The organism is Paenibacillus sp. FSL R5-0517, from assembly GCF_037974355.1.
In the GTDB taxonomy this organism is placed as follows: domain Bacteria; phylum Bacillota; class Bacilli; order Paenibacillales; family Paenibacillaceae; genus Paenibacillus.
Genome location: NZ_CP150235.1, coordinates 4,645,083 through 4,663,536 on the forward strand (window position 1 = coordinate 4,645,083; position 18,454 = coordinate 4,663,536).

An 18,454-nucleotide genomic window follows, 5' to 3' on the forward strand; every position below is an offset into this window, starting at 1 on the left:
CCCCCCTTCCTAAACTACCAAACAATCATTCATGTAATTTGGTTTTATAAAATGAACTCCAGCTACATAGTAACGGAGAGTGCAGAACCAATCTGAAGAAGCGAAGCGTGCGCCTTTATCCCCGGATTTTACCCTTTAGAAAAGGGGATCAAAAAATCCGGGGATAACAGCGATCGGAAGATGGTACTGCACTCGTAGTGGCCACGTGTAACACCCTGTAGTTCATTTTACCCCACCCAACATTACATCGAATCCCTACCTAAACATCCCCCACAGCTTAATCAAATGAAACGTATTGTTCGGATCAATCTTCTGCGCGAGTACAAACGCAACAAACTGCTCCTCCTGCGCCGCAGAGAAATTCTCGTTCATAATGACTGCTGAAGACTTGACCAGCCTTCTGACTTTGGCCTTATCTTGCAGATCAGACTTGGTCACGCCATCAATCAACTTTTTGATACGTTCTTTGACAGCGGGGTTTTTCATCTTTAGTTTGATCCGCTCCACCAGTTGCGGACTAATTCCATATTGTTGATAACCCAAAACGTATAGCACCTCCCAAAGAATGAACTCACTTCTTATTCATATGTCGGGAGGGCTTGTACACTTGTCTATTTTTACAAAGGTAATATGAAAAACCAGCTATCAAAGCAAGCTTTAGTCAATCAGATCACCCTTAAATACTTGCTGTTGCTGTAGGAAATCACGCAAAGGTGCGTAGTCCACAGATGTCCAGAAATTTACTTCCGCAATCAACTGGGATACATCATCTCGGGCTTGTTCCAGCACAGCAAAATCGGCAACCATATCAGCAAGACGGAACTCGGGCAATCCGCTCTGTTTGGTACCAAAGAAATCACCCGGACCCCGGAGATCGAGGTCCCGACGAGATACCTCGAATCCATCCTCCGTTTCCGTCATGACCTTCATACGTTCCTGTCCGACCTCTGTCTTGGGATCAGCAATGAGTACACAATAGGATGCATGGGCCCCACGACCAACCCGACCCCGAAGCTGATGAAGCTGGGACAGACCGAAACGGTCCGCATCCATAATGACCATTAACGTGGCATTCGGCACATCGACCCCGACCTCCACAACGGTGGTGGAGACCAGCAGCTGAATATCATTGCTATAGAAGTCACGCATCATCTCTTCTTTCTCCGCAGCCGTCATCCGTCCATGCAGCAGACCTACACGATATTTCGGAAAGTTCTGCTGCATCTGCACATGCAGATCAATCGCATTCTGCACATCCAGCTTCTCCGACTCTTCAATGAGCGGACAGATCAGATAGGCTTGACGCCCTTGATCCACTTCTCTGGAGATAAACCCGAGCACCCGCTCCATCATATCGTGCTTGACCCAATACGTAGAGATCGGAATCCGTCCTTTCGGACGTTCTGAGATCGTGGATACCTCAATATCCCCAAAAGCCGTAATCGCAAGTGTCCGTGGAATTGGCGTAGCCGTCATCGTTAACACATCTGGATTATATCCTTTGCGTCGTAAAACGCTGCGCTGATTCACCCCGAAGCGATGCTGCTCGTCCGTCACCACAAGACCCAGATCACGGAAGAAGACATCTTCCTGAATCAGGGCGTGTGTCCCGACCACGATATCCATCATGCCCATTTGCAACGACGCGATCAGATCTTTACGTTTACGCCCATTTACACTGCCTGTTAACAGACCTACAGTTACTCCAAACGGTTCAAACAGCTTTTGCAGTGAACGCATATGCTGCTCCGCCAGAATCTCTGTAGGCACCATCAGAGCCCCTTGGAAACCGGATCGAACAGTCGTGTATAGCGCAATTGCCGCAATAACCGTTTTACCCGATCCTACATCACCCTGCAATAACCGATTCATTGCATAAGGCGAACGCATATCATGCAGAATTTCAAGCTCCACCTTTTTCTGAGCATCTGTCAGTTCAAATGGTAAACTGCGTACAAACTCACGAATCGTTGTATTGTCCGTGGTATGTACCACACCATCCATCCGATTCCGGTTGAGCGCACGATACGCCTGCATTTTCAGCTGGAACAGAAACAGTTCTTCATACACCATCCGCTGTCTGGCCTGTTGGCCTTCCCGGTTGTCCTGTGGACGATGAATTCCCGCAATCGCCTGCTTTCGCGGCATGAAGCTGTATTTCCTCATCAAGGACTGGGGAAGAATCTCGGGAATCATATCTCCGAATTGGATTAATCCCTGATTGATCGTTTTGCGCATCCATTGTTGCGTCAGCTTGCCGGTTACTGAATATACAGGTTGCAGTGTACCTGAACGCCCATCGCCTTTATCGGGAAACTCCGAGTCGGTAACTGTCATCTGCATGCGTTTTTGTTCCCACTTCCCCGTAATCACAATCTCACGATTGGGCGTAAGCTGTTCTTTGAGAAAATGGCGATTGAACCAGGTCGCTGTAATCATCCACTCTTCCGTCATGATCTTACAGGTGAGACGGGACTTTTTACCGTATCGTTGTAATACAGGAATGCCCATCACCTGTCCCTGGACCGTAATCTTGTCCCCATCCTTCACTTCACTAAGCGAACGCAGACGATAGTCCTCATAACGGAACGGATAATATTCAAGCAGGTCTTTAACAGTAGAGATGCCAAAGGCGTGAAGCTCTCCCTCTTTGAGAGCACTCACGCCGTTAATTTGCTTAACAGATATTTCTTCCAATTTCATGTCTAATCCCTCATTCCGGAACAGGCCACATAAAGATCGCAATGACACCAGGTCCAACATGACTGCCAATTACGGCTCCAATATTGGTATAGATCACTTCATTCACTGTAAAATGACCACGCAGCTGCTCTGCACAAGCGATCGCTGATCCCGGGTCAGCGGTATGACCTACCGCGAGGTTAACCCGTTTGCCTGCAAGATCCTTCTGGAACAGCTCAATAATGCGTGCCATTGCCTTTTTATGACCTCTGACTTTCTCAACTGCGTAGATAACGCCTTCTTCATCAATAGACAGGATCGGCTTAATGTTAAGCAACGTTCCCAAGATGGCTGAAGCTTTGCCAATCCGACCGCCTTTTTGCAGATACTCAAGGGTATCCACGAGAAAGAACAATTTACGAGATTTTTGCATCTCTTCAATGGCAGCAGCGATTTCGACTGCTGACTTCCCCTGTTCGGCAAGTTCAGCAGCCTGTACCACCATTAGACCGTATCCATACGATGCTGACTTCGAATCCAGCACGGTGATGTCACCCTCACGCTCCAGCAAAGACTTGCCAAGCATGGCCGATTGGTAGGTACCACTCATGCCGGATGACAGGTGGATGGATACAATCGGGCGTTCCGGGTTCTCATCCAGAAGTGATTGATATACATTCATGAAATCAGTTGGAGAAGGCTGTGAAGTTGTAGGCAACACAGAAACCTTCTTCAATTTTTCGTAGAACTGTTCCGAAGTCAGATCAACGCCATCTGCATAAGTCTCTTCACCGAACAGAACGCGCAACGGAACAATATGAATCCCGTATTTGCGAATGAGTTCTTCGGGAATATCCGCCGTACTGTCTGTTACTATCGCAACCTTGTGGCTCATGACTCTCCTCCTCTTCGCCAGAGTGCTATTGGTACCTGTTCAAAAACTCAATAAGAGACGTTTTGAACAACCTTTATTAGGACTCTACGGAGAACAAATAATAATACACAGGCTGTCCTCCACGATGTACCTCTACCTCAGCATCAGGATACTCTACTTCAAGCCATGCAGCGAGGGCAGCAGTAACCTCAGGGTCAGCTTCGTCCCCTTCAAGGATCGTCACCACTTCATCTCCGCTCTCCATCATCTGCTTGAGCAGACCTTCACATGCTTGAAGCATGACTTCATCCGTCGCTACAATTTTGGAGTTATGAATACCAATATAGTGTCCCGCCTTGATATCCAATTCATCATATTGCGTATCACGAACCGCATGAGTTACTTGACCGGACTGTACCCGGCTGATGGCCTCCAACATTTGGTCACGGTTCGTTTCCGCAGACTCATCTTCCTGGAATGCAAAAGCAGCAGCCATTCCCTGTGGAATGGTCTTGCTCGGAATAACCGTAATTCGGCGCTCATCTTCAAGCAGTTCACGTGCCTGCTCCGCAGCCAGTACAATATTCGAGTTATTCGGGAGTATGAATACCTGTTCCGCAGCAATGGAGCGAACGGCTTTTACAAAATCTTCCGTGCTCGGATTCATCGTCTGTCCACCGGACAGAACAACATCGACGCCAAGACTTTGGAAAATCTCTGCAATACCGTCACCGGAGGATACCGCAATAAAACCATACGGTGCCATCTCATCTGCAGGAAGCACAGCTTCTTCCATACTGCGTGCTGCCTCAGGTGGAATCTCTGCAAACAATTCAGGTGATGGAGCAATATCCATGCCTGCTGTCAGGAGATCCCGATGCTGTTCACGCATATTGAGAATATGAATCTGTGTAATCTCACCATAATGCAGTGCCAGATTCAACACATCGCCTGGAGTTTTGGAATGGACATGAACTTTGATAACTTCATCATCGGCAATGATAATGATCGAATCCCCGTTAACTGACAACGCTTTCCGGAATGCCTCATCATCAAATGCCACTCCTGCGTTCTCTCCAAGTTCACGATTAATGAAGAATTCCATATCATACAGGAATTCAATATCCTCCGTTTCCAATCTCGCCTGCGCAGACAATGGCATCTCCGGCGCAATCACCTGCTGTTGTGCAGGCTTCTTGATATCCACTTCTGCCGGTGCAGCCGGTTTCAAAGCAGATGCTGCCACGGATGGGGTTACTTCTTTGTTCAGCGAAGTACGATTCACACCGTCACTTTGCAGCAATACTTCCATAAAGCCCTCGTAGATATATACAAGCCCCTGACCACCTGAATCCACAACACCCACCTGTTTCAGTACAGGAAGCAATTCCGGAGTCATGGCCAGTGCTTCTTTTGCTTTTAACAAAACTTCATTCATTAATTCAGTAATATCATTCGTCCGTCTTGCGTAGTAGTTGGCATGTTTCGCCGCTTCCTTGGCTACGGTAAGAATGGTCCCTTCAACGGGTTTTACGACTGCTTTGTAAGCTGCGTCAACACCGTTCTGCAGGGCTGCTGCAAATTGGAGCGTATTCAGTTCCTCATAGGGAGCAGCTGAACGACTAAAACCACGGAACAATTGCGACAGAATAACTCCTGAATTCCCCCGTGCGCCCATAAGCAGGCCTTTCGATAGAATACCGGCAGCTTCGCCGATGGAGGCAGAACTTTTTCTTTTAATCTCTGCGACTCCTGCACTCATTGTCAAATTCATGTTCGTTCCCGTGTCACCATCCGGCACAGGGAAAACATTCAGGGAATTGACGTGCTCTGCATGCTGTCCAAGTTGTTCCGCTCCGGCAAGTACCATAGCGGTGAAATCTGTTCCATTTAAAGAACGTATACTCAAGTGAGAATTCCCCTTCCTAGCTTGATACACGAACACCTTGCACCAAGATGTGTCTGGTCTGTTCATGCGCTAACGCGGACTGCGTTATTCTTCGTCCATACCTTGTCCGGCACAGGCATACAATACAACATGTCAGCCGGATTAACGGTCTGGGCGGCCGGGCTACCAATATCCTGCACTCTCTGCACCCCTAACTTCGGGGCATACGGATATGCACCGGTATCAAGAGCCGGCATGAATGCCGCGTGGAGACTGGTGCCAATGATGGAATGCCGCAGCTCACAGCGTTGCCAAAAAGCAGACCACCGACCTCTAGGTACGGTGTATTCTCCGACTTCCTCGCGGCAACAGCCTGTTCACCACTGTATTATGGACTACTCAACATTGTACTATATTAGACAAGAGAAATAAATAAAGTTTTTGGATCAGTTGACGAAGCTTTTTTGATTATGATATTATATTCAAGTATTGTTTTATGCAGGTTAAGTAATGGAAATGATCCGGTCATGCCGGCTTAAACAACACCATTAGCTACTGAAGCCTGATCTTTATGATCAGGAAGAACAATTTAGTCCTTATGGAATGACTTTTCGTTTCTGAAGGCAACTGGTTATTTTAGGATAGGAGGTGTAATCTATGTCTCGCAAATGTTATGTGACAGGTAAGAAACCGGGCACCGGTAACCACGTATCCCACGCTAACAACCGTAACCGTCGTACTTGGGGCGTAAACGTTCAGAAGGTCCGCATTCTCGTTGACGGCAAACCAAAACGTGTATACGTAAGCACCCGTGCACTGAAAGCCGGTAAAGTGACTCGCGTATAATCACGCAAAGCTACTATAAATCGGGTAAGCAAAAAGCACCTTGTTCCTTGCAGGTGCTTTTTTGGTATTCAAAAAAGGGATTCTTGAATACACTCATGAACATGTGAATGGCCGCCGCATGGCGCTTCGCAGGTACGAATTCCAGATTAGCCTGAGCCAAAGCGGCGGTATTCCCTGTTACCTTATCAATCAGATCAGTTCTTTTGAAACGTATTAAGAATCGCCTTTACAAACCCTCCCAAAAACTTCGGCAGTTTGAATGTGTAAAATTTCATAATTCACCCTCCCCATCATGCTCATGCGTCCGCCGTATCCTATGCTTCAGGCCTTCTTTACCTCAAACACGACAAAAAAGGCTACATGAGAAACCTGCTCATGTAACCATATTTATGCGGAACCATCGATCCCTATTCCACAATGACAAGCCCGAAGATCAGGTCATTTACGTTTGGGTAGGAATATATTGATAGGCAGCGATCATGAAAACACTCATTAGATAATACAGTATGCCGAAGATAACAAAAGTAACCCGATGTCCCGTACGATCAAATTTGCGGAAATACATAATAACAACACCCACCCCGATCAATGACGTAATGGCATTATACGGGGACTGAATAACCGCAAACAGAGCAAGCACAAGTCCCGTTACGAGACTCGCAGCCATCGTCCACAGCGTCTCCTTAAGAGTCATCAATTAGCCTCCGTAGCTACGGCGAATTTCAGTAATCGCTGCAGCACGATCTTCACGTCCAAATACGGCACTACCGGCAACGAGTACATCTGCTCCAGCTTCCACCACAAGCGGGGCTGTGTCGGCAGCAATTCCGCCATCCACTTCGATATGTACATCATGACGTCCCTTTTCATTCAACCAGGTACGAATTTGCTTGATTTTGTTCATGGTACCTGAGATGAAAGCCTGTCCGCCAAATCCAGGATTGACCGTCATAACAAGAACCATGTCCACATCATCCAGTACTTCAAGAATAGCAGACGCTGGCGTTCCCGGATTAAGGGCAACTCCTGCTTTCACTCCCTGCTCCTTGATCAGATGAATAACGCGGTGCAGATGCACACAAGCCTCAGCATGCACGGTAATGACTGCTGCACCGGCTTTGGCAAATTCCTCAACATAACGTTCCGGATTCTCAATCATCAAGTGCACATCGAGCGGCAAGCTTGTATGCGGTGCGATCGCCTTTACAATCGCAGGTCCAAGCGTAATATTAGGGACAAAGTGACCGTCCATAACGTCAACATGGATCCAGTCTCCTCCTGCAGCTTGGGCTTCGGCAACTTCCGCACCAAGGCGGGCAAAATCAGCTGATAATATCGATGGGGCAATTTTAATCATGTTAATACCTCCGCTTCTTATCTTTCATTTCGGTAAGGAACTGCACATAGTGCTGATATCGGCTTTCGGAGATTAGACCTTCCTCCTTGGCCGCGAGCACACGACAACCTGGTTCATGGGTATGGGTACACCCCCGGAACTTGCACTGATCTGCAAACTGGGCGAATTCCCGGAAACACGTGGAGAGTTCCTCCACACCAATCTCCAGAAAGTCCAGTTGGCTGAACCCTGGCGTATCCGCCACAAATCCACCATTATCCAAGGGGATAAGTTCTACGTGCCTGGTGGTGTGTTTCCCTCGTCCAAGACGCATGCTGATCGCACTCGTCTCCAGCGTTAGGCCGGGCATCAATGCATTTAACATGGACGACTTGCCTACACCGGATTGACCAGAGAATACGCTAATCTTGCCAGCGAGGCGATCTCTGAGCAGTTCACTGCCTTCACCGGTACGTGAACTTGTGGAAATCACTTCGTAACCAACCTGTTCATACAATGCTTTCACTTCAGCAACAGTGTCTTTGGCTGGATCAGCCAAATCCTGTTTGGTCAGCACAATCAGAGCATCCAGACCAGCCTGCTCGATGTGAACAAGGAACTTGTCCAACAAATTCAGGTTCATATCCGGTTCTTTCACCGAGAATAACAGAACAGCCAAACTTACATTGGCCACTGGAGGACGGATGAGTTCCGTCTCACGCTTCCGGATTTCATCCACCGTTCCTTCACCGTTCTCCGTCAACATGTAGCTGACGCGGTCACCTACAAGCGGTGATGTTCCCCGTTTTCTGAAGATACCTCTGGCTCGACATTGAACGGCGGAACCTTCAACCGAAGGAACCCCGTTGTCTTCCACTGGCATGACATAATAGTAACCGCTTAGCGCTTTAACGATGATACCTTCTGGCATAGCTCCGTCGCCCTCCTTTTGATGGTGGTACATTTAATCCAGACGCCAGCATAAGCCGCCCTTATGGACGGCTTGATGCGTTAATGACTTCCTTTTTCTTCTTCTCTTTTTCCTTGCCGGGCTCCTTACCCTTATTCATGGCAGAAGTGTCTTCATCTACGCTGTCACCTTCACCGTCTGCCGGTGTGGACTCAGGCTCACCTTCCTGATTGGGGTCACCACTGCCCTCATCAACACTGCCTTGGCCTGGATCAGGCTCATTTTCTGGCGGCGTCTGCGTGTTTGGTTCCGGGTCAATGGAAGGTACGTTTACTGTTCCGTTTTTGGCTTCACTGTAGGAGACGAGATACGTATCCAGGAACTGTCCATCACGATATACAGACACAGCCCCATTTTCATTTGGAGCGAGCACAAGCGGAATGGTCAAGGTCTGGGTTGAGTTCACGGTGCGTGTTCCCCATTCCTGATTCTTGCCGCGTGCGTCTTCATACGTGATACGAATTTTACTGTTTTTACCATCTTCTTTGGGTGATACATTGATATTAAACGGATATTTCAGCGCTTCAGGCGGATACCCTGTACTGATAAAGATTGTAATCTTATCGCCAGGATTAACCTCTGTGCCCGCTTCCACAGGCCACTGCTGCGTCACTTTCCCCTGATCCACCGTATAACTTGATTCTTCCTGCACCTGAGCAAGCACAAGTCCAGCAGATTTCAGTTTTTCTTCGGCTTCACTGCGGGTTAAATTTTTCAAATCAGGCATTTTGACCGTTTCAGTGCCTTTACTTACGGTTAGCTCAATCTGAACGGCCTCTGGATCGAATTCCTCATTGACGCCAGGGGTCTGGGAAATAACAGAACCTGAAAGCACATCATTAGAGAATTCATCTTTCCGCTGAATCTGATCTTCCTTAATGCCAAGCGCAGTCAGCTTCTTGACAGCCTCATCATAAGTTTCCTGTTTGACATCAATCATCTTCACCAGTTCTTTTTCTGCACCAACACTGAGTTGGACCTCAGAACCTTCTTTGACGACATCGCCTTCTTTTCTGCTCTGGTCAAACACAATACCGGGTTCGACACCCTCCTGATAGAGACGGATGACCTCATCACTGACCACGAGTCCTTTCTCCTCAAGCATTTCGCGAGCTTTTTCTTCTGTCTGGGTGATCACGTTAGGCACGGTAACTTCAGGTACAACCAGCATACCTTTGACATACCATACAACGCCCACCATGGCGATTAGAATAAGAACGGTTAATGAAATGAGTAATGCTGGTTTTTTCCAGTTCTTAGCTTTCGCTTTACCCTTGCCAGTTTCTTCGTCAGACTCCATCACTGGCACCGCACCCGTCGACGTAACTCCGCGCGGTTCAGGCTTGATCGCTGGCATAACGCGGGTCTGGTCTATATCATCCTCATCCGGAAAATCAATCTTCGTTTCATTACGTCTCTCCGGCATCAGGCAAGTTTCCAGATCAGTCTGCATTTCCTTGGCCGACTGATAACGTTCCTGCGGATTTTTACGCATGGATTTCAAGATGACATTTTCCACACTTTGCGGAATCAATGGATTGAATTTGCGTGGTTCATCGAACTCTTCCTGCAAATGCTTCAATGCCACACTGATTGGACTTTCACCCAGAAACGGAAGTTGCCCAGTAAGCATTTGGTAAAGTACGATCCCAAGAGAATATAAGTCCGATTTTTCACCAGTAACGATGCCTTTGGCATGTTCCGGTGAGAAGTAATGTACAGAACCAACTACTGAACCCGTCTGCGTAATCGTTGTAGATGTAACTGCACGGGCAATCCCAAAGTCCGTTACCTTCACGCGGCCATTCCGGCCAATTAATATATTATGCGGTTTGATATCCCGATGAATGATTTGATTATGATGTGCATGATCAAGAGCATCTGCAATCTGTGATGCAATGCGGACCGATTCGTCCACTTGCAGAGGCGCACGCTCTTTAATAATTTCATTCAGGTTTTTGCCTTCCACATACTCCATGACAATATAATGAACGTCATCTTCCTGCCCCACGTCATAAATGCTAACTACATTCGGATGAGACAGTGATGCTGCCGATTGTGCTTCTCTGCGGAAACGGCGAATAAACTCTTCGTCATGCACAAACTGTTGTCTTAGAACTTTAATCGCTACATTCCGGTTCAACAGAAGATCCTGGGCTTTGTACACAAGAGCCATGCCGCCACCGCCGACACGCTCAATCACTTCATAGCGTCCGCCTAGCTGGTGCCCAATCATGACTCACACCCCGTTTCCGTATCCACGGAACCATCCTTCTGCAACTCGAACAAGGCAACCGTGATGTTGTCGTCTCCCCCAGCAAGTAAAGCCAACTGAAGCAGTCGGTCTGCACGATCTTCGAGTGCCAATTCCAGATTGCCGGCAACCTGAATAATCTGCTCATTGCTGACCAGGTTACTGAGACCATCACTGCACAGGAGAAGAACTTCGCCTTCCTCCAGCTTGACGGTATCCAGGTCTACCTTCACCTCGGCATCTGTTCCGAGTGCACGAGTTAACACGTTGCGACGTGGATGATGGGACACATCCTCTTTGCTAATCTGACCGTTTTTGAACAATTCATTCACCAGTGTATGGTCCTCGGTTAGCTGGATCACAGCTTTGTTCGCAATTTTGTAGGCTCTGCTATCCCCGATGTGTCCAATAACACCTTCCGTATCGTTCAATAATGCCGCAACCACGGTTGTTCCCATGTTGTGATACTTGTCATCTGTGGATGCCGTGCGGAAGATAACTTCGTTGGCATGCAAAATAGCATCGCTTAGAGCTGCAGACAGAGACGCATGTGACAGACCTGGTTCCAGTGTTCCCAAATCTTGTACCAACGTCTCCACTGCCAAGCGGCTTGCCGTATCCCCTGCAAGATGTCCACCCATGCCATCGGCAACAATACCCAGAATATATCCTGTATCCAGATTACGAATCCAGGCTGAATCTTCATTCACCGAACGCACTCGTCCGATATGGCTCACATGAACTGTTTTGATCAAAACGTTCTCACCTCAACTCCATATGCTTTGCACGAAGCTGACCGCAAGCGGCAGCAATATCATGTCCCTGTTCACGACGAATGGTTACATTAACACCCTGTTCCGAGAGAATCTTCTGAAAATTGAAAATGTCGCTTCTCGATGTTCTTACGTACTTGCGTTCAGGTACATGGTTAACCGGAATAAGATTCACGTGGCATAACATGTTCTTAAGCACACTTGCCAGTTCCGCTGCATGCTCTGGCTGATCGTTTACGCCACCAATCAGTGCATACTCAAACGTAATTCTCCGACCTGTTTTGGCCAGATAATAACGAAGGGACTCCATTACGTCTTCAAAAGGAAAACGACGGTTAACCGGCATCAATTTCGAACGAAGTGCATCATTCGGTGCATGAATCGAAATGGCGAGGTTAATCTGTGTATCTTCATCTGCAAACTTGTAGATGTTCGGAACAATTCCGCTCGTTGATACCGTGATGTGACGCTGACCAATGTTCAATCCTTTTTCATGAATCATGATGCGCAGGAAAGTCATCGTTGCTTCATAGTTTTCGAAAGGTTCACCCGAACCCATGATTACAATGCTGCTGACACGTTCGCCGCGTTCATCCAGAATTTTCTGAGCCTGTACAACCTGGGCAACAATCTCTCCAGCCGTAAGGTTACGCTTGAGTCCACCCAATGTAGATGCACAGAACGTACAACCAATACGACATCCAACCTGCGTGGTTACACAGATGCTGTTCCCGTAGTTATGCTTCATAATTACAGTCTCGATGGCATGATCATCATGAAGACCAAAGAGGAATTTAACCGTTCCATCCTTGGATTCAAACTTTGTAATTTCCTTAAGCGTTACGAATTCAAATTGCTCTGTCAGCTTCTCACGCAATGGCTTGGACAGATTCGTCATTTCACTGAAATCATTCACGCGTTTTACATAAATCCAGTCAAAGATTTGACCACCGCGAAACGCCGGCTCCCCATTCTCCACAGCCCATTGCTGCAATTGTTCCAGAGAATAATCATATATAAAAGGTTTCATTTTGTTGTCAACACCTATTCCTTCTTTTCTTTTCGTTTGGCTTCCTTCTTTTCGTTCCATTCGTCCTATTCTATCACAAAGACCACGTTACATCCATGTATACCCTTGATATCTGTACTTCATGCATTATAACACCTGAATGCCGCCATCGCACCCTGTCATCCCTTTTCTCTAACCATTATGCTGAAGTCCCATCACAAAGAAATCCGCCGAAGTTCCCCTCGGCGGCCGTGCTTCCGTGCTCTATTAAACTGTTATTCCACTGTTTTTGTCAACCGTGCGATGAAAAATCCGTCGCTGTGAGCGTATTGTGGCAAAATCTGAACGCCTCCGTTCACAACCTTCAATTTCGCTGTCTCCGATTCAGTCCAGACAGATACTTCTGCTGGACGATATTCCGGATGTCGATTCAAGAAGTCTGCGACCATATCCTCATTCTCAGCAGGCTCAATTGTACATGTGCTGTACACCAAAATACCACCTGGTTTTAACAACGGCGCAACACGATCAAGCAGTTCACGTTGCAAGCTTGCGATATCTTTGATGTCTTCTACGGATTTGGTCCATTTTACATCGGGCTTCCGTCGAATAACACCCAGGCCGGAACATGGCGCATCCAGCAAAATGCGGTCAAACGATGCTTCCGGATACCGCTCGTTCAGATCAAGAGCATCTCCAGTTACAGCATCGATGCAGCTCAGACCGAGACGCTCCGCCTGATCCAGGATCAACTGGCGCTTATGAGCATGTACATCGTTCGCGAGAATACGACCGCGATCGTGCATTTTCTCCGCCATGTGAGCTGTTTTACCACCCGGAGCTGCGCAGCAATCCAATACAAGTTGGTCTTCTTCTGGTGCAACTGCTTCAGCAACCAGCATGGAACTTTCGTCCTGTACAGAGAACAAGCCGTCCCGATACCAGGACGTTAGTGCCATATTCCCACCACTGCGTACAAGAATTCCATCCGAACTCAACTGAGAAGCTTCAACGACTGCACCTGCGCTTGCCATCTCATGCATCAGTTTCTCCCGTGTGGTCATTGTTGTGTTGACTCGGACACTCACTGCTGGAGGCTCATTATTCGCACGGCAGATGGCTTCCGCTGTCTCCGCGCCATAATAGGCGATCCAGCGTTCAACCATCCATAACGGGTGGGAATGTTCCAGTGAAATACGTTCGGCAACCGGCAGATTCTCTGGAATACGAAGTTCATCCCGATTGCGAATCATATTGCGCAGTACACCATTCACCATTCCCGAGATTCCCTGATGGCCCAGTTTCTTCGCCAGATTAACCGCTTCGCTCACCACGGCATGCTCCGGAATACGATCCAGATATATCATCTGATATACGCTGATCCGCAGCAGACTGCGAACCCAAGGTTGCAGTTTGGATACTCCTTTGGCAACGTACCGTTCCAGATAATAATCAAGTGTATTCAATCTAGCGATTGTTCCATACACCAATTCGGTAGCTAGTCCAGCATCCGCAGGGCTCAGTTCAGCCTCTTTCAGACGACGATTCAACTCCAGATTACTGTATGCTCCATCTTGCTCAACAGCACTCAGAACCTTGACTGCCAATGCACGAGCAGATGTTTTGGGTTTCTGGGGGCGAGATGCACCACTTGTAGCCTTATGACCTTTTCCCGACGAACGACCTGGTGTGTTACCACTCATCGCAGCACCGTTCCAGATTTCAATGTACCGCCACGGGCAAAGTCAGCCGCCTTCATCACTTTTTTACCTGCAGGCTGCACCTCAGTCAACCACAGAGATCCATTACCTGTACGAACTTCAATCCCTGTCTTGTTCAATTGCAGCACTGTTCCTGGCTCTGCTTGTCCAGCATCCGAAGAGGTTTCCAGATCCACCTGATCGGGGTTAGCCGCAGCCCATACTTTGAAGACCTGATCATCCCACATCGTAAATGCACCCGAAAACGGCACAAGGCCGCGGATCTGATTGAACAATTCACGTGAAGTACGACTCCAGTCCATCTTCTCGTCATCCCGAGTCAGATTGCGAGCATACGAAGCCTCGGCATCATCCTGAGGGACTGCCGTTGTCTCGCCTGCAATCAATCGTGGCATTTCTGCCTGAAGCAGTTTGGAACCAGCCTCACTTAATTTATCAAACATCGATCCTGATGTATCTTCGTCTGTAATTGGCAGTTCCACACGCGAGATCATATCTCCGGTATCCAGGCCTTCAGCCATATACATCAATGTGACTCCTGTCACGGATTCCCCGTTAATAATGGAACGTTGGATTGGAGCTCCTCCCCGATATTTCGGCAAAAGAGAGCCATGCACGTTCACACAACCGCGAACAGGCATATCCAGCACGGATTTGGGCAGAATCTGACCAAAAGCCGCAGTCACGATCAGGTCCGGCTTCCATTCAGCCAAGCGGGCTACCGCTTCCGGATCACGCAGTTTAACGGGTTGAAATACAGGCAGACCGTGGCGTTCTGCCGCGGCCTTAACCGGTGTTGGCGTAAGTACTTTTTTGCGTCCCTGTGGTTTATCAGGCTGAGTCACCACACCCACCACATTGTACCCCTCTGCAATCAGCATATCGAGAGAAGGAACTGCAAATTCAGGTGTTCCCATAAAAACAATATTCAAATCGATCACTCCTTAATTACGACGCGGTCCCGTTTGATCGGCTGCAATTTCGTACACTTTCTCGGCGACATCCGTAAAGAGTACGCCATCCAGATGATCAATCTCATGCTGGAATGCACGGGACAGCAAGCCACTACCCGTAATAATCAACTCTTTGCCTTCACGATCCAGACCTTTAACCGTAACGGTCTCAAAACGGCGAACATCGCCATTAATTCCAGGGATACTCAGACATCCTTCCGGTCCGAACTGTTCTCCCTCACTTGCAATGATCTCCGGGTTAATCATCTTGATCAGTCCTTGCTCATCACCTGCGTCGATAACAATCAGACGTTTCAAAATACCAACTTGCGGCGCAGCTAGACCTACACCCTCCGCATCGTACATGGTATCCGCCATATCATCCAGCAATTTTTGTACATTTGGTGTAATTTTGGTTACTTCTTTGGCTCTCTTGTGGAGCACCTCATCTGGTTCTTGCACGATAATGCGAATCGACATGTTGTAAGCACCTTCCTAATCCTCATCATAATTTCAGGACGATATTCTGTATTTTTGGGGTATTCATTTTAATCTATGTTTATACCGCTTGTTTACATCCGCATTGCTGCAAAATGCTTACATTAACATTTGCGGGTCTACATCCAGACTAATAAGCAATTTTTGCGCCTGAACATCATCGTCCATGCGTCGGGCTGTTGCCAGAGCGAGTCCTATGGCGTCTACATCCCCCCGCCATTTTATCATACATTGGAATCTGTATCTATTCTTGATCCGGGGAATCGGGGACGCTACCGGCCCTAATACATCAAAGGCCTCATTACTGAATCGATCCAGACTGCCGAGCCATCCGGCCGCATTAGCCTTCTCTTTTAGTATCCGCGTGTAGTTCTCGGCAAGACGAATCAACACCGGAAGTTGCTCATGCGAAAAGGTCACCAGAATCAGGCGACAGTATGGCGGATATTGCAAATTACGACGATGCAGCAGTTCCTCACGTACAAACGATACATAGTCATGCTTACTCGCATGGCCAATAGAGTAGTGCTCCGGCGTATAGGACTGAACAAACACCTCACCAGGCAATTGGTGCCGACCAGCTCGGCCAGCTACCTGTGTTAATAACTGAAACGTTTTTTCGGCAGCACGAAAATCAGGCAAATTCAATGCTGAATCCGCTGTTATCACGCCAACCAGAGTCACATCAGGGAAATCGAGCCCCTTCGCAACCATCTGGGTGCCAAGCAATACGTCAGCCTTTTTCTCACGAAACTGTTTCAGTAGCTTCTCGTGAGCCCCTTTTTCCGTTGTTGTATCTACATCCATCCGTATGACCCGAATACCCGGAAAGAGCTTCGCAAGCTCTTCCTCGACCCGTTGTGTACCTGTACCAAAGTATCGAATATGCTCACTTCCACAATCCGGGCACACTTCCGGAGCGGCTTCCGCATACCCACAGTAATGACAACGGAGATTATTGGAGCGCTGATGGTACGTCAGTGAAATATCACATTCGGGACAACCTGCTACATATCCACAACTGCGGCACATGACAAAGGTCGAATATCCCCGGCGATTCAGCAGAAGCACCGTCTGTTCACCACGCTCCAAGCGCTCCTCCAGCCCTTTGTGCAAAGCCCTGCTGAACATGGAGCGGTTACCATCCTTCAACTCCTCGCGCATGTCAACAATTCGCACCTCGGGCAGCTTGTTACCCAGTGCACGTGTTGGCATCTCCAGCAAGAGTGGTGCAAAATCATCGTTACTCTGCGAGCGTGCCGCATAGTAACTTTCCAGCGAAGGTGTTGCTGAACCCAGAACAACCACGGCCTGATGCTGCTGTGCTCTTTTAACCGCTACATCCCGGGCATGATATTTCGGCGTTTCCTCCTGTTTGTAGGAAGTCTCGTGCTCCTCATCCATAATGATCAACCCAAGCCGACTGAATGGAGCAAATACGGCTGAACGCGCCCCAATCGCAACCTTCACCTGGCCCTCACGAATTTTGCGCCATTCATCATAACGTTCACCGCCGGACAGACGACTGTGCATGACCGCAACCTGGTCGCCGAATCGCCCTTTAAAACGTTCCACCATCTGTGGTGTCAATGCAATCTCGGGGACCAGTACGATGGCCTGCCGATCCTGCTCGATGCATTGTTGAATGGTTTGAAGGTAGACTTCCGTCTTGCCGCTGCCTGTGACACCATGTAGCAAAAATACCCCGTGGCGTTGTTCCTGCAATCGGCCATTGATATTGTTGTAGACATGCTTTTGCTCATCGGTCAGAACCAGCGGCTCCGTTGCTTGGAACTTCCTGCCCTGATAAGGGTCACGAAAGACCTCTACGTCCTCGGTGACGATTAATCCCTTTTCCTCAAGTCCCTTCATCGTCGCCGCCGATACCTGCAGTGTGGATAACACTTCTTTCATCGGCATGGGCAGCAGCTCTTTCATTTCCAGCAAAAAAGCCAGAATCTCCTTCTGCCGCTGTGCTTTCGCCGGGAATGAAGCAAGTGCTTCCTGAGCAGCAGCAATATCTACAGCCAGATCAACGGATTTCATTGTTTTTTTATTCAGCTTGTCCTTGATCGCCTGACTCTCAAGCAGCACACCACCAAGTAATAGTTTCTTAATTAGTGCAGCATGATTGGGATATTTTCGACTCAATTGTTGCAACGGTACCTGACCCCGACTTTTGACAAAACGGATGATATCCTGCTGCACTTTCTCGTTCGTAGACTCTTCTCCCCAAACAAATAACACCTCATCATCCGGTTGTGCACCCGCCATCTGTCCATCAAGTGCATCTCCCAGCGAGATGTATCGCTCTGCTTTTCCTTTCAATGCGGTCGGTACCATGACCTGCAAAGACAGAATCCGGTTACTGGCATAACGCCCACTCATCCATTCAGCCAACTCCACCAAATCCTTTGACAATGGGGGGACAATGTCCAGTAACTCCTGAATCTGCTTGAGCTTGAATGTTTCCTCTCCGGTACGCGGCACAAGATCAATCACGAATCCCTGCACCGTCCGATGTCCAAAAGGTACACCCACCCGGCTGCCAATCTCGATCCATTCCCTCATCGATTCAGGTACCAGGTAATCAAACGGCCGGTCTGTATCCTTCACGGGAACATCGACAATGACCTTGGCAATCTCCATA

16 protein-coding genes are annotated in these 18,454 nt (G+C 48.2%); 1 reads left to right on the forward strand and 15 read right to left on the reverse strand.

The window, feature by feature from the left end:
* Positions 1–255: 255 nt before the first annotated feature.
* The 4 genes from MKX40_RS20620 to MKX40_RS20635 form a co-directional block, all read right to left on the reverse strand.
* The gene (locus MKX40_RS20620; protein ID WP_278299015.1) at positions 256–543 is read right to left on the reverse strand and encodes a stage VI sporulation protein F; all 288 of its coding nucleotides are present in this window, start codon (positions 541–543) and stop codon (positions 256–258) included.
* 114 nt (positions 544–657) lie between these two features.
* Entirely contained in the window at positions 658–2,703 is a 2,046-nt protein-coding gene (gene recG / locus MKX40_RS20625; RefSeq protein ID WP_339235664.1) for an ATP-dependent DNA helicase RecG, read from the reverse strand.
* Positions 2,704–2,713: 10 nt separating this feature from the next.
* Complete coding sequence (locus tag MKX40_RS20630; protein ID WP_339235667.1) at positions 2,714–3,577, reverse strand: DegV family protein; 864 nt, start codon at positions 3,575–3,577, stop codon at positions 2,714–2,716.
* Positions 3,578–3,653: 76 nt separating this feature from the next.
* Positions 3,654–5,465 (reverse strand): DAK2 domain-containing protein, encoded by a 1,812-nt coding sequence (locus MKX40_RS20635; RefSeq protein ID WP_339235670.1) that lies wholly within the window; start codon positions 5,463–5,465, stop codon positions 3,654–3,656.
* 636 nt (positions 5,466–6,101) lie between these two features.
* Here MKX40_RS20635 and rpmB point away from each other — a divergent pair.
* The gene (rpmB, locus tag MKX40_RS20640; RefSeq protein WP_017687459.1) at positions 6,102–6,290 is read left to right on the forward strand and encodes a 50S ribosomal protein L28; all 189 of its coding nucleotides are present in this window, start codon (positions 6,102–6,104) and stop codon (positions 6,288–6,290) included.
* 194 nt (positions 6,291–6,484) lie between these two features.
* Here the strand turns inward: rpmB and spoVM are convergent, their stop codons facing one another.
* From spoVM to priA, 11 genes are all read right to left on the reverse strand, one after another.
* Positions 6,485–6,565, reverse strand: coding sequence for a stage V sporulation protein SpoVM (spoVM, locus tag MKX40_RS20645; RefSeq protein WP_019424875.1), 81 nt, complete (start codon positions 6,563–6,565; stop codon positions 6,485–6,487).
* A gap of 167 nt (positions 6,566–6,732) precedes the next feature.
* Positions 6,733–6,984, reverse strand: coding sequence for a hypothetical protein (locus tag MKX40_RS20650; protein ID WP_105410212.1), 252 nt, complete (start codon positions 6,982–6,984; stop codon positions 6,733–6,735).
* Between the two features lie 3 nt (positions 6,985–6,987).
* Entirely contained in the window at positions 6,988–7,647 is a 660-nt protein-coding gene (gene rpe, locus MKX40_RS20655; RefSeq protein WP_017687456.1) for a ribulose-phosphate 3-epimerase, read from the reverse strand.
* A 1-nt stretch (position 7,648) separates the two neighbouring features.
* Entirely contained in the window at positions 7,649–8,557 is a 909-nt protein-coding gene (rsgA, locus tag MKX40_RS20660; protein ID WP_339235672.1) for a ribosome small subunit-dependent GTPase A, read from the reverse strand.
* Between the two features lie 61 nt (positions 8,558–8,618).
* Complete coding sequence (gene pknB / locus MKX40_RS20665; RefSeq protein WP_339235674.1) at positions 8,619–10,832, reverse strand: Stk1 family PASTA domain-containing Ser/Thr kinase; 2,214 nt, start codon at positions 10,830–10,832, stop codon at positions 8,619–8,621.
* The gene (locus MKX40_RS20670) at positions 10,829–11,605 is read right to left on the reverse strand and encodes a Stp1/IreP family PP2C-type Ser/Thr phosphatase (protein ID WP_339235676.1); all 777 of its coding nucleotides are present in this window, start codon (positions 11,603–11,605) and stop codon (positions 10,829–10,831) included. The genes pknB and MKX40_RS20670 overlap by 4 nt, the downstream gene beginning before the upstream one ends.
* 7 nt (positions 11,606–11,612) lie before the next feature.
* Entirely contained in the window at positions 11,613–12,653 is a 1,041-nt protein-coding gene (gene rlmN, locus MKX40_RS20675) for a 23S rRNA (adenine(2503)-C(2))-methyltransferase RlmN (RefSeq protein ID WP_036614609.1), read from the reverse strand.
* A 254-nt stretch (positions 12,654–12,907) separates the two neighbouring features.
* A complete protein-coding gene (gene rsmB / locus MKX40_RS20680; RefSeq protein ID WP_339235678.1) occupies positions 12,908–14,335 on the reverse strand; it encodes a 16S rRNA (cytosine(967)-C(5))-methyltransferase RsmB in 1,428 nt (475 codons plus the stop codon).
* Entirely contained in the window at positions 14,332–15,285 is a 954-nt protein-coding gene (fmt, locus tag MKX40_RS20685; protein WP_339235680.1) for a methionyl-tRNA formyltransferase, read from the reverse strand. Before fmt ends, rsmB begins: the two co-directional genes overlap by 4 nt.
* A 12-nt stretch (positions 15,286–15,297) precedes the next feature.
* Entirely contained in the window at positions 15,298–15,786 is a 489-nt protein-coding gene (gene def / locus MKX40_RS20690) for a peptide deformylase (RefSeq protein ID WP_017687449.1), read from the reverse strand.
* A 117-nt stretch (positions 15,787–15,903) separates the two neighbouring features.
* Complete coding sequence (gene priA / locus MKX40_RS20695; RefSeq protein ID WP_339235682.1) at positions 15,904–18,453, reverse strand: primosomal protein N'; 2,550 nt, start codon at positions 18,451–18,453, stop codon at positions 15,904–15,906.
* Position 18,454 lies beyond the last annotated feature (1 nt).

What these genes read in the sequence shown, in the direction of transcription:
- recG (WP_339235664.1), bottom strand. Translation starts at nt 2,703, where the DNA reads ATGAAATTGGAAGAAATATCTGTTAAGCAAATTAACGGCGTGAGTGCT.
- MKX40_RS20630 (WP_339235667.1), bottom strand. Translation starts at nt 3,577, where the DNA reads ATGAGCCACAAGGTTGCGATAGTAACAGACAGTACGGCGGATATTCCC.
- rpmB (WP_017687459.1), top strand. Translation starts at nt 6,102, where the DNA reads ATGTCTCGCAAATGTTATGTGACAGGTAAGAAACCGGGCACCGGTAAC.
- spoVM (WP_019424875.1), bottom strand. Translation starts at nt 6,565, where the DNA reads ATGAAATTTTACACATTCAAACTGCCGAAGTTTTTGGGAGGGTTTGTA.
- MKX40_RS20650 (WP_105410212.1), bottom strand. Translation starts at nt 6,984, where the DNA reads ATGACTCTTAAGGAGACGCTGTGGACGATGGCTGCGAGTCTCGTAACG.
- rpe (WP_017687456.1), bottom strand. Translation starts at nt 7,647, where the DNA reads ATGATTAAAATTGCCCCATCGATATTATCAGCTGATTTTGCCCGCCTT.
- rsgA (WP_339235672.1), bottom strand. Translation starts at nt 8,557, where the DNA reads ATGCCAGAAGGTATCATCGTTAAAGCGCTAAGCGGTTACTATTATGTC.
- pknB (WP_339235674.1), bottom strand. Translation starts at nt 10,832, where the DNA reads ATGATTGGGCACCAGCTAGGCGGACGCTATGAAGTGATTGAGCGTGTC.
- rlmN (WP_036614609.1), bottom strand. Translation starts at nt 12,653, where the DNA reads ATGAAACCTTTTATATATGATTATTCTCTGGAACAATTGCAGCAATGG.
- rsmB (WP_339235678.1), bottom strand. Translation starts at nt 14,335, where the DNA reads ATGAGTGGTAACACACCAGGTCGTTCGTCGGGAAAAGGTCATAAGGCT.
- def (WP_017687449.1), bottom strand. Translation starts at nt 15,786, where the DNA reads ATGTCGATTCGCATTATCGTGCAAGAACCAGATGAGGTGCTCCACAAG.
- priA (WP_339235682.1), bottom strand. Translation starts at nt 18,453, where the DNA reads ATGGAGATTGCCAAGGTCATTGTCGATGTTCCCGTGAAGGATACAGAC.